The sequence below is a fragment of the Vogesella indigofera genome (genome assembly GCF_028548395.1).
Classification (GTDB): domain Bacteria; phylum Pseudomonadota; class Gammaproteobacteria; order Burkholderiales; family Chromobacteriaceae; genus Vogesella; species Vogesella indigofera_A.
In genome coordinates, this window is the sequence record NZ_JAQQLA010000004.1 from 192814 (window position 1) to 202472 (window position 9659).

15 protein-coding genes are annotated in these 9659 nt (G+C 67.4%); 1 reads left to right on the forward strand and 14 read right to left on the reverse strand.

Features of this window, described 5'->3' with window-relative positions; translation table 11 throughout:
- Positions 1–6: 6 nt before the first annotated feature.
- Genes PQU89_RS06590 through flgB form a run of 3 tightly spaced genes read right to left on the reverse strand, consistent with a single transcriptional unit; the run spans position 7 to position 1469 of the window.
- On the reverse strand, positions 7–693 hold the full coding sequence (locus tag PQU89_RS06590) for a flagellar hook capping FlgD N-terminal domain-containing protein (protein ID WP_272765144.1): 687 nt from the start codon (positions 691–693) through the stop codon (positions 7–9).
- Entirely contained in the window at positions 693–1106 is a 414-nt protein-coding gene (gene flgC / locus PQU89_RS06595; RefSeq protein WP_047966881.1) for a flagellar basal body rod protein FlgC, read from the reverse strand. Before flgC ends, PQU89_RS06590 begins: the two co-directional genes overlap by 1 nt.
- Before the next feature lie 3 nt (positions 1107–1109).
- Positions 1110–1469, reverse strand: a complete 360-nt coding sequence (gene flgB, locus PQU89_RS06600) for a flagellar basal body rod protein FlgB (protein ID WP_272765145.1) — start codon at positions 1467–1469, stop codon at positions 1110–1112.
- Positions 1470–1599: 130 nt separating this feature from the next.
- Here flgB and flgA point away from each other — a divergent pair, with 130 nt between their 5' ends.
- Positions 1600–2325, forward strand: coding sequence for a flagellar basal body P-ring formation chaperone FlgA (flgA, locus tag PQU89_RS06605; RefSeq protein WP_272765146.1), 726 nt, complete (start codon positions 1600–1602; stop codon positions 2323–2325).
- Between the two features lie 76 nt (positions 2326–2401).
- On the opposite strand, the gene PQU89_RS06610 is transcribed toward flgA, so the two are convergent.
- The 11 genes from PQU89_RS06610 to fliS all read right to left on the reverse strand — a co-directional run bounded on the left by PQU89_RS06610 (position 2402) and on the right by fliS (position 9648).
- Positions 2402–3109, reverse strand: a complete 708-nt coding sequence (locus tag PQU89_RS06610) for a glucosaminidase domain-containing protein (RefSeq protein ID WP_272765147.1) — start codon at positions 3107–3109, stop codon at positions 2402–2404.
- Positions 3096–3527 carry a flagellar export chaperone FlgN gene (flgN, locus tag PQU89_RS06615; RefSeq protein WP_272765148.1) on the reverse strand — a complete coding sequence of 144 codons (432 nt, stop codon included), beginning with the start codon at positions 3525–3527 and terminating at the stop codon, positions 3096–3098. Before flgN ends, PQU89_RS06610 begins: the two co-directional genes overlap by 14 nt.
- 2 nt (positions 3528–3529) lie before the next feature.
- Positions 3530–3793, reverse strand: coding sequence for a flagellar biosynthesis anti-sigma factor FlgM (gene flgM, locus PQU89_RS06620; protein WP_272765149.1), 264 nt, complete (start codon positions 3791–3793; stop codon positions 3530–3532).
- 83 nt (positions 3794–3876) lie between these two features.
- Entirely contained in the window at positions 3877–4560 is a 684-nt protein-coding gene (locus PQU89_RS06625) for a Crp/Fnr family transcriptional regulator (RefSeq protein WP_272765150.1), read from the reverse strand.
- 240 nt (positions 4561–4800) lie between these two features.
- The gene (locus tag PQU89_RS06630) at positions 4801–5790 is read right to left on the reverse strand and encodes a flagellar motor protein MotB (RefSeq protein WP_272765151.1); all 990 of its coding nucleotides are present in this window, start codon (positions 5788–5790) and stop codon (positions 4801–4803) included.
- 13 nt (positions 5791–5803) lie between these two features.
- A complete protein-coding gene (motA, locus tag PQU89_RS06635; RefSeq protein WP_272765152.1) occupies positions 5804–6667 on the reverse strand; it encodes a flagellar motor stator protein MotA in 864 nt (287 codons plus the stop codon).
- A gap of 39 nt (positions 6668–6706) precedes the next feature.
- A complete protein-coding gene (locus PQU89_RS06640; protein WP_272765153.1) occupies positions 6707–7405 on the reverse strand; it encodes a FliA/WhiG family RNA polymerase sigma factor in 699 nt (232 codons plus the stop codon).
- Positions 7406–7408: 3 nt separating this feature from the next.
- Positions 7409–7882, reverse strand: a complete 474-nt coding sequence (locus tag PQU89_RS06645; protein WP_272765154.1) for a flagellar basal body-associated FliL family protein — start codon at positions 7880–7882, stop codon at positions 7409–7411.
- A complete protein-coding gene (locus PQU89_RS06650; RefSeq protein ID WP_272765155.1) occupies positions 7879–8985 on the reverse strand; it encodes a flagellar hook-length control protein FliK in 1107 nt (368 codons plus the stop codon). Before PQU89_RS06650 ends, PQU89_RS06645 begins: the two co-directional genes overlap by 4 nt.
- Positions 8982–9269 (reverse strand): hypothetical protein, encoded by a 288-nt coding sequence (locus PQU89_RS06655; RefSeq protein WP_272765156.1) that lies wholly within the window; start codon positions 9267–9269, stop codon positions 8982–8984. The genes PQU89_RS06650 and PQU89_RS06655 overlap by 4 nt, the downstream gene beginning before the upstream one ends.
- Positions 9256–9648, reverse strand: a complete 393-nt coding sequence (gene fliS / locus PQU89_RS06660) for a flagellar export chaperone FliS (RefSeq protein WP_272756786.1) — start codon at positions 9646–9648, stop codon at positions 9256–9258. The genes PQU89_RS06655 and fliS overlap by 14 nt, the downstream gene beginning before the upstream one ends.
- Between the last annotated feature and the right edge of the window lie 11 nt (positions 9649–9659).

Here is a 9659-nt window from a genome sequence, read left to right on the forward strand (position 1 = left end):
GCTGAGTTAGCTCCTGGTAGACGAGGTGCTGCTGGCAGCCCCCAACAGTCGGGTGATCGACGACGCCGGGTACTCACCCAGCCCGGCAAGGGAAAGAATCGGTTCGCCGCCCTGCACCGGCAACCGCACCGCCTGCACCTCGGCGGCGAACTCCAGCCGCGCGGCGGACTTGGCGGCGGTGACCACCTGCGCCTGGTACTGGCCGGCCGGCAGGCCGTGGGCGGCCGGGTCCAGCGTGAAGGCGAATTCGCCGGCGGCCTGGCGCCCCAGCGTGATCAGTTTGCTGCTGCCGTCGGCGCCGGTGAGCTGCAGCTGCACCTCGTCGCTGCCGTCCAGCGTGATGCGCCCGCCAACCGGCTTGCCGTCCAGCTGCAGCCGGTCGCTCTGCACCAGCACCTGCTTGCCGACCTGCTCGCCCAGCGCTAGCCCCTGCAGCTCGCGCATCATCAGCGCATTGCTTTTCAGCTCCGACAGCATGCCCAGCGTGCTCTGCATCTGGTTCATCTGCACCAGCTGGCCGACGAACTGCGCCGGGTCGGTCGGCTCCAGCGGGTTCTGGTTCTTGATCTGTGCCATCAGCAGCGTCATGAACATGTCGCTGTCGGCACCCAGCTGCTGGCCGGCTACCGCGCTGGCCTGCGTGCTGCCGCCGTTCTGGCTGCGCTGGTTGAGCGCGCTTGCGTCGATGGCCATCAGCCTTCTCCCAGTTTCAGCAGGTCCTGCTGCATCACCTTCACCCGCGCCATCACCTCGACGTTGGTCTGGAACGCGCGCGAGGCGGCCATCATGTCGGTCATTTCCTCCACCGCGTTGACGTTGCCGAAGTAGACGTTGCCATCCTGGTCGGCCAGCGGGTTGGACGGATCGTTGACCTTGCGCACCGGCTTGTCACTTTTCACCACGTCCAGCACGCGTACACCGACGCCCTGCCACTCGCCGCTGCCCTGCATCTGGCTTGCGAACACCGGCTTGCGGCCGCGAAAGGCGGCGGCCTCGGAGCCGGCGGCGGAATCGGCGTTGGCCAGGTTGCTGGCCACGGTATTGAGGCGCACCGTCTGCGCGGTCATCGCCGAGCCGGCGATGCGGGAAATATCTCGGAAGGACATGGTTTATTGCCCGGCAATCACTTTTGCCAGCCCCTTGTATTTCATGTTGAGAAAAGTCAGGCTGACCTGGAAATCGGCGACGTTCTGCGTGAACTCGGCCTGCTCCACGCCCAGCTCCACGGTATTGCCGTCCCGCGACGGATGATTGGGCGTGCGGTACGCCAGCTCGCCGCCGTCGGTTTGCAGCAGCAGGCCGCCGGCAGTGTCGGACTCGGCAAGGGCGCTGCGGAAATCGAAATCCCGCGCCTGGTAGCCGGGGGTGCTTTCGTTGGCGATATTGGATGCCAGTACCTTGGTACGTTCGGCACGCAGTTTCAGCGCCTCCGGATGCACGCTCAGCGCCTGACTCAGACTGAAGCCCATTGCCACACCTCTTGCGGTTCTCTTAAGATGGATATGGTGGCAATGATTGACAATCCGGCCACCAGTTATAAGGCGATACTAATTAATCGTCCTACCGCAAGTACACGTAATAATTACCAAGACCGAGCCAATGGCAATATTCACAAACCGCCCGCCGGCCGCGCTGCGGCGCACGGCAGGCCTGCTGCTGCTCAGCGCCGGCAGCCTGCTGTCGCCGGCCGCGCAGGCCGCCACAGCGGCCGAACTGGCGCAGCAGAGCGCGCAGCAATGGCTGCTGCAACAGGCCGCCGCCAGCGGCCTGCGCGCACCGCAAATCCGGCTGCAGGCGCTGCCCGCCCGCCTGGCGCCGGGCAGCTGCCTCGGCAAGCCCGTGGCCGAGATCGGCAGCGACAGCCAGCTTGGCCGCGTGCGGGTACGGGTGCGCTGCCAGGGCGCCGGCGAGATCGGCTACCTGTTCCGCGCCGAAGTCAGCGGCCTGGCACTGGCCGCGGCCAACGATATCGCCCCCGGCCAGACGCTGGGCGCGGACGACGTCAGCGAGCAGCGCGTGCTGCTACGCAGCCCGCAGCCGCTGCTGGCGCCGGGCGTGGCCCTGGATGGCCTGCGCAGCAAGACGCTGATCCGCAAGGGCACGCCGCTGCGCACCCTGCTGCTGGAAACGGCGCCGCTGGTGAAACGCGGCATGGCGGTGGCGATCGTCGCCGAGCAGGAAGGCATCCGCGTTGAGGTGGCGGGCACCGCGCTGGAAACCGCCGGCAAGGACGAGTGGGTACGGGTGAAGAACGGCAACAGCGGCAAGGTCATCCGCGCCCGCGTCATCGACACCGGCGTGGTCAGCCCGGAGATCAGCCAGTAAGGCGCCCGGCCGGCAGGCTTCACCAAGCCGGCGCCATCGCGGCGGGTGCCCTGCTCAGGCCGGGTTCAGGCCAGCCTCAGGCCGGGCCGCGCAGGCGGCTGACGGTCTGCTGCAACTTGCTGGCGTAGGCGGGATCGGTGGCGTAACCACCGCGGGCCAGTACCGCGGCAAAGGCGGCGGCATCGCTGCCCACGCCCTGCACCGCCTTGAAGCGCGGCGACGACGACAGCAGGCTGACGTAGTCGGCAAAGGCGCCGTCGTAGTCGGCGTAGGCGCGGAACGGCGCCACCTGCTTCACGTCCACCCCGTCCTGGTGTTCGGTGGTCAGCGCGGCGATGCGCTCGCCGCGCCAGCCCTGCCCAGCCTTGATGCCGAAAAGGTTGTGGCTGCTGGAGCCGTCGGCACGGCGCAGCGGTGCCTGTCCCCAGCCGGATTCCAGTGCCGCGTGCGCGGCGATGATGTCGGGTGACACCCCTAGCGCACGCGCCGCCTTCTGCGCGTGCGGCAGGATGTCGCCGAGAAATGCCTGCTGCTGCGCGTCAAGATGGCTGCCATCCACCGGTAGTGGCGCCGCGGCCGCCTGCGCCCGCTGCCGCAGCAGCAGACCTTGCGGGGTCAGCGCCTCGTCGCCGGCCGGAAAGCCCTGGTCGATCAGTGCCACGATCTCCTGGCGCGTGTCGCGGAACACGGCGGCGAACTGGCCGCCGTCCGTCGCCGGCGCGATACCGCCGCTGGCTGGCGTGGCGATGGCCGGGGAGGTAATGCGGAAATCAGGGTGCAGCATAGGTATCGCTTTCGCCGAACAGTACGCGCTGGTAGCACTCGTGCTGGTTGAGCAGCAGCTGGCCGTTGCGTTCGTTGAGCTGCTTGCAGTCGGCCGCCAGCGCCTGCAGCGCCTGCCACTGCTGCTGGCAGCGCTGGCGTGCCGGCTCCGGCAGCAACGCAAACAGCGCCATCAGTGACGGCTTGCGGCCAACGTTGCCGGCCAGCAGCTGCCGCGCCAGCTGTTCGCGGCGCAGACGGCGTTGCTGCAGCTGCGCCACCAGCTGGCCGATGCGGTCGGCGTAGCAGGACAGTGTCGCCGCGTCGTGCGCCAGCGCGGCGGAAAACTGCTGCTCCAGTGCCAGCTGCAGCTGCCGGTAATCGTCCAGGTCGCTGTGGATGTCCTGCAGCAACTGCCGCCACTGTGCCTTTGCCGGCATGCTCAGCCCCGGTGATAGGCGGCGATGGTGGCCGCCAGCTTAACTGCGTCGAAGCTGATTTCGCCGCGCGCCAGCGCGGCGCGCACCGCGGCCACCTTGTCGAGGTCGACCTCGGGCAGCGCCTGCAGCACGCCGGCAGCCTGGTTCAGCGGCTGGGCGGCCGGCAGCGGCGCGACAGACGCCTTGCCGCTGGCGGCCGGCGCCTGGCTGCGGTCGGACTGGATCGCGTTGTCACGCAGTTCGGGACGGAGTGGGGTGATGCGCATGTCGGCCTCGGACAGGAATAAGACGGTTATCCAGTAAAGGACGACCGTCGCGGTGGAAAACTTAAATCGGCGCTGGCGCCGGCTCAGAAGTTCTCCGGCAGCATCTTCAGCAGCACGATGCGGCGGTTTTCCATGGTGATGTAGCGGCCGAACACCAGCTCCTTGAGGATGCGCGCCACCATCTCGCGCGAGGAGCCGATCAGATCGGCGATTTCCTGCTGGGTAAAGGTCTGCTGCAGCTGCATCACGCCGTCACGGACCACGGTGTAGTCGTTGAACAGCAGGCGGATGCGACCGTAGACATCGAGCAGCGCCAGGCTTTTGGCCGACGCCGAGATGCGGCGCACCATGCCGGCCAGGCGCATCAGGATCTGGTTGCGCACCGTGTCGCTGGGCAGGCCGTCGGCGGTGCCGAAAATGCTGATCAGGTCATTGCGGTTGAACTTGAACAGCAGGCAGTCCTCCTCCGCCATCGCGCTCCAGGCACAGGGGCCGCCGTCGAGGTAGGACACCTCGCCCATCAGCTCGCCGGGGTTGTTGAACATCAGCACGTACTTGCGGTTGGCGCTATCGGAAACGTGCGCCTGCAGCCGGCCGCTGACCACCAGGTAGATGGCGGACACGGTCTGCCCTTCCTGGAACACGTATTCGCCCTTGCGCACGCGCAGGGAAATGGCATGGTCGATCACTCTGTCCAAAACCACGGGGGGCTGGTCGGCAAAAAAATCGGTTGCGGCCAACTGCGCCTTGATGTCGTCCAGATTCATTTCTTCACTTCTTCCTACAGTGTGCACTACGGGGTTGCGTTCCCGACCGGGATCTTCCGGCGGGGCCGTTTTTTGATATTGTGATTTGATTGTAAATATTACCAATCAACCCGTCAATTAGATACACAATGTTTACAATCTCAATAAATGCCGCAACCTCGGCACGACAATGGCTTACCCGCCATAAAAAAACCCGGCACGAGGCCGGGTTTTTTCTTGCCGCAACAAGGACTTGCGCCCTCAGCCGGGGTTGTTCATCTTGGCGCGCAGCATGTCCAGGTCGGGGTTGGGCGCCACGCTGATTTCGCTGCGTTTTTCGGCAGCACCGGCCGCTTGCGGCGCACCGAACATGGCACTGATGCTGTCCGCCTGCTCTGGCGTCAGCACCAGCAGCTCGATGCGGCGGTTGTGCGCCGCGGTCGGTTGCCGCTTGTCCAGCGGCGCGCGGTCGGCCATGCCCACCACCTGCAGCACGCTCTCCTTGCGCAGGCCGCCATCGAGCAGATGCAGCCGTGCACTCATCGCGCGGTTGGCAGACAGGCTCCAGTTCGACAGCGCGGTATTGCCGGCGCTGCGGTACTGCATGGCGTCGGTGTGGCCGATCACCAGCAGCTGGTTGTCGAGCGAGGACAGCAGCTGCCCCATCTCCTGCAGCAGGCCCTTGAAGCGGCGGTTGATGATGGCGCTGCCGCGCTCGAACATGCCCTCGCGCTCGGTGTCGTGCAACATCACGCGCAGGCCCTGCGGCGTCACCACCAGCTGCAGGTTGCTTTCCAGCCCGGCCTGTTTCGACATCGACGCCAGCATCTGCGCCAGCTGGTTCAGCGCCGCCGGCGACTCCAGCTTCTGGCGCACGCGGCGGCCGTCGCCGTCCAGCACCGTCGGGAAGCCGGTGGTCTTCAGCCGGCTGTCCGCGCTCGGCTGCGTGGTGCTCAGCCCCGGCACCAGTTCGCGCGGGATCAGGCTGCCCGGCGGCGTGCCCTGGTGCTCGATGCGGTAGTTGGTGCCTTCCGCGGTCGGCTTGCCGCCACCGTCGCGCAGCAGCTGCTCCAGGTTTTCCTGTTCGCGCGCCGCCAGCACCCACAGCACCAGGAACAGGCACATCAGCGCCAGCACGAAGTCGGCAAACGCCACCTTCCACGCGCCGCCGTGGGCGCTGTCTTCCTCGCGCCGCGACACCTTCTTGATGACCGCTCCCTCGTGCTGCTCGCGGTGTTTCAGTGCACTCATTGCGCGCTATGCCTCACACGCCTTCCAGCGCATTGATCCACGACTCCAGCTGCGAAAAGCTGGGCTTGGTATTGAGCTGCACCAGGCGGCGGCCGGCGTCGATCGCCAGCAGCGGCGGCTTGCCGGCGGCGTGGGTGGTCAGCACCACCTTCACCGATTCGAAGTTGGACAGCTCTTCCTTCACCTGCTGATGCATCACGTTGCTCAAGGGGTCGAGCACGCCGTAGCAGAAGAAAATGCCGATGAAGGTACCCACCATCGCCGCCGCCACCTTCTGGCTGATCTCGCCGGCGCTGGCGCCCTCGCTGACGCTGTTCATCGCCATCACGATGCCCAGCACCGCCGCCAGGATGCCGAAGCCCGGCATCGCCTCGCCGATCTTGTGCAGCGATTTCGACGGCTGGTTCAGCTCCTCGTGGATGGCGTCGATCTCCTGGTCCAGCACGCCTTCCAGCTCGTGCGCGTTGATCTTGCCCATCGCCATCAGCCGGAAGTTGTCGACGATGAAGGCCAGCAGCTTCGGCTGCTGCAGCACCAGCGGGTAGCGGTTGAACAGCGGGCTCTGCCGTGGCGATTCCACGTGCTCGTCCAGCGCCTTCAGCCCCTGGCTGGCGGTAATCAGCAGCTCGTACATCAGCAGCAGCAGCTGGCGCTGGAATTCGGCGCCGTGCTTCTTGCGCATCACGATGCGCTTGATCTGGCCCACCATCTCCACCAGCACGTGCTTGGGGTTGCCCAGCACCAGCGCGCCCAGCGCCGCGCCACAGATGATCAGCAGCTCCACTGGCTGCCAGATCACCGCCATCGAGCCACCATGCAGCATGAAGCCGCCAAATACACACACCAGCACGATGCCGATGCCCAGGATGAGCTGCATGTTGATCCTTCCCTGTTAAGCAAGACCCGGCGGCGACCCTCAGTCGGGCGCGGCCGCCAGGCAGTTTTTCATCTTCTTCAGTGCCGCCTTGTTGATCTGGCACACCCGCGCCTCGGTCAGCTCCAGCACCAGCGCGATTTCCTTCAGGCTCAGCTCGTGCTCGTAGTACAGCTGGATCACCTGCTGCTCGCGCGGCGCCAGGTGCTGCAGCGCCGACGCCAGCGCGATGCGCAGTTGCAGCTGCTGTTCCGGCGCGCGCTCGTCGCCGACATCGCCGCCGTTGGCGACGATCTCGTCAAAGCTGTGCATCGCCTCGGCGTTTTCCGCCAGCAGCAGCGCCTGCACCTCGTCCAGGCTGATGCCCAGCGCCGCGGCCGCCTCGCGCTCCGACGGCTCGCGCCCCAGCTGCCGCGTCAGCGCCCGCCAGCCGTCGCGCAGGCGGTGCGCATCCTGGCGCACGCTGCGCGGCCGCCAGTCCAGGCGCCGCAACTCGTCGAGGATCGCACCGCGGATGCGCAGCATGGCAAAGCCGGTGAACTGCTCGTCCGGCTCGCCGTAACGCCGTGCCGCCTCCAGCAGCGCCAGCAGGCCGACCTGCTCCATGTCCTCGCGCTCCAGCACCGCGCCGACCTGCGACGACAGCTGCCGTACCGCGCGCTTCACCAGCGGCGCGTGGCGGGCGATGATCGCGCCCTCGTCCAGCGCCGGGGTCTCGAACAGCGCGTAGGCGGCGTTCATCGCTTACTCGACGATCAGCTTGCTGACCAGCACGTCGCTGAACGGCTGCGGCTGCTGGTCCTTGCGGTAGGCCTGGCTGTAGTGCTGCAGCAGCAAGGCCTGGAATTCGTCCACGCTCATCGCCGCCGCCTGCGTGCGCGTCAGCTGCGACAGCGCGCGTACCGCGATGCTCTTCAACAGCGGCAGCTGCTCCTTCACCTGCGCCTGCTGCTCGTTGTCGGTGCGGAACACCAGGTCGATCGACATGTAGTGCAGCTCGTCCTGCCTCGCCTCGCGCAGCATCACGATGATCTTGTCGAGGGTGAGGTAGCGCTTCGGCGTCGCCGGCTCTGCCGCCACCGCGGCCACCGGCTCGCGCAGCGGGCTGCTCAGTGCCGCACCGCCTTGCTGCTGCAGCCACCAGTAGGTGCCGCCGCCGCCCAGCAACAGCGTCAGCAGCATGCTGACCAGGAAAATCACCACCGTTTTGCTTTTCATGCCTCTGCTCCTGCCTGATAACTTGCCAGGCCAAATCCGTCATCTTCTGCCGCCAGCTGCAGCGCGCGCCCCGGGCTCGCCTGCTGTTCCGGCTCGCGCCGTCCCTGCTGTTGTCCGCCTTGGCCGTCGCCGGCACCGTGGCGCACCTCCAGCTGCACCGACTGGAACTGGCGGTTGCCCAGTTCCTGGCGCAGCAGATCGCCGATACCCTGCAGCTGGCGCGCCATGTCGCCGTTGCTGGCGGTCAGCTGTACCGTGAGGTGGCCGCCCTCGTGGCGCAGCGCGATTTCCAGCGAGCCGAACGACGGCGGGTCAAGCCGGATCAGCGCGCGGTCGATGCCGTGGCTGGACTGCACCGCCAGCCGCTGCGCCAAGAGCTGGTGCAGCGCGCCGCCCTGGCCGCTGGCGCTGCCGTCGTCGACCGGCAGCGGCGCCCACTCCGGCACCGCCGCCGCGGCCGCCGGCCGCTGGCCCAGTTCGTGCGCCGGTACCGGCAGCGCGGTTAGGCCACCGGCCAGCAAGCGCGGCTCGACCGACGGTGGTGTGCCGACCGCTGCGTCGGCTGCCAGCGGCGCGGTCTCGCTGCTGCTGCCTGAGACCGGGCTACTGCTGTCGCTGCTCGTGCCGCCGTTGCGGCCAACGTTGGCCGCAAGCAGGCTGCCCGCCATGACCGGCAGTGCCGTTGCCGCCAAGGCCGCTGCCGGCGCCGGGGCCGCGCCACGCGCCAGGGGGGCAAGTGCGATCTGTTCCGTACTCAGCGGCGACAAGCCGGCACCGGCGACAGATGCCGATCCGGCGCCGGCACCGCTCGGCGTGGCCGCGGTGTCGGCGGCCGGTGTCATTGCTGCCGACGGCAATGGCGACGCGGCGAATGGCAACGTGCTAGCCAGCACCGGTGCCGTGCTATCGGCGCTCGTCGCGTCAGGCGCGGCCGTGTCGGTCGCAAGCTCGCCGTCGGTGGCCGGCAGGCCGTCCATCAGCAGCGCAAACAGCGACGGGCCGCCGCTGCCGGCGGCGGCAGACGGCAAGGCCGCGGCCACCACCGCGCTGGCGGGAGCGCTGGCAGGAACGGGGGCGGCAGGCGCCAAAAGGGTGCTGTTCATGGTTGTTCCGCAAATTCGCTGACATTGGCGTAGGCAAGACTCTGCTCGCGCTGCTGCAGGCAGCGCGCGATGTCCTGTTCCGATTGCTGCAAGGCGCTGCCGATCTCGCGCAGCAGCGCCTGGTAGAACTGCTGCAGCTGCGTCACCTCGTCCGGGCGCAGTCGTGGCGCTTGCGGTAGCTGCGCGGCCAGCGCGCGGTCGAGGCGCTGCAACGCGTCCCAGTCGCGGCTCGCCACCGCCTGCTGCAGCTGCTGGCCGAAGGCGGTGACGTCAAAGTGCGGCATGCTGTTCCTGTACTCCCATCCAGCCGCCCTTCAGCGTGTGCAGCAGCTGCACCACCTCGTCCAGCGCCGCCAGATCCAGTTCGATGCTGGCGTGATAGAGGCGGAACACGCAGTAGTCGTACAGCCGCGCCAGATTGGTCACCACCTCGCCGCCGTGGTCGCTGTCCAGCGCGCTGGACAGGCCGTTGAGGATGTTGATGCACTTGCTGATGCTGTCGCCCTTCTGCTCGTAGCGCTGCTGTTCCAGGTGGCCACGCGCCCGCGCCAGCTCTTCCAGCAGGCCGTCAAACAGCACCAGCACCAGCTGTACCGGCGAGGCGGTGGCGGTTTGCGATTCCAGGTTGACAGCGTGATAGCTGCGGTAAGCGTCGTAGTCCACGATGGCGCGGT

What these genes read in the sequence shown, in the direction of transcription:
- PQU89_RS06590 (WP_272765144.1), bottom strand. Translation starts at nt 693, where the DNA reads ATGGCCATCGACGCAAGCGCGCTCAACCAGCGCAGCCAGAACGGCGGC.
- flgC (WP_047966881.1), bottom strand. Translation starts at nt 1,106, where the DNA reads ATGTCCTTCCGAGATATTTCCCGCATCGCCGGCTCGGCGATGACCGCG.
- flgB (WP_272765145.1), bottom strand. Translation starts at nt 1,469, where the DNA reads ATGGGCTTCAGTCTGAGTCAGGCGCTGAGCGTGCATCCGGAGGCGCTG.
- flgA (WP_272765146.1), top strand. Translation starts at nt 1,600, where the DNA reads ATGGCAATATTCACAAACCGCCCGCCGGCCGCGCTGCGGCGCACGGCA.
- PQU89_RS06610 (WP_272765147.1), bottom strand. Translation starts at nt 3,109, where the DNA reads ATGCTGCACCCTGATTTCCGCATTACCTCCCCGGCCATCGCCACGCCA.
- flgN (WP_272765148.1), bottom strand. Translation starts at nt 3,527, where the DNA reads ATGCCGGCAAAGGCACAGTGGCGGCAGTTGCTGCAGGACATCCACAGC.
- flgM (WP_272765149.1), bottom strand. Translation starts at nt 3,793, where the DNA reads ATGCGCATCACCCCACTCCGTCCCGAACTGCGTGACAACGCGATCCAG.
- PQU89_RS06625 (WP_272765150.1), bottom strand. Translation starts at nt 4,560, where the DNA reads ATGAATCTGGACGACATCAAGGCGCAGTTGGCCGCAACCGATTTTTTT.
- PQU89_RS06630 (WP_272765151.1), bottom strand. Translation starts at nt 5,790, where the DNA reads ATGAGTGCACTGAAACACCGCGAGCAGCACGAGGGAGCGGTCATCAAG.
- motA (WP_272765152.1), bottom strand. Translation starts at nt 6,667, where the DNA reads ATGCAGCTCATCCTGGGCATCGGCATCGTGCTGGTGTGTGTATTTGGC.
- PQU89_RS06640 (WP_272765153.1), bottom strand. Translation starts at nt 7,405, where the DNA reads ATGAACGCCGCCTACGCGCTGTTCGAGACCCCGGCGCTGGACGAGGGC.
- PQU89_RS06645 (WP_272765154.1), bottom strand. Translation starts at nt 7,882, where the DNA reads ATGAAAAGCAAAACGGTGGTGATTTTCCTGGTCAGCATGCTGCTGACG.
- PQU89_RS06650 (WP_272765155.1), bottom strand. Translation starts at nt 8,985, where the DNA reads ATGAACAGCACCCTTTTGGCGCCTGCCGCCCCCGTTCCTGCCAGCGCT.
- PQU89_RS06655 (WP_272765156.1), bottom strand. Translation starts at nt 9,269, where the DNA reads ATGCCGCACTTTGACGTCACCGCCTTCGGCCAGCAGCTGCAGCAGGCG.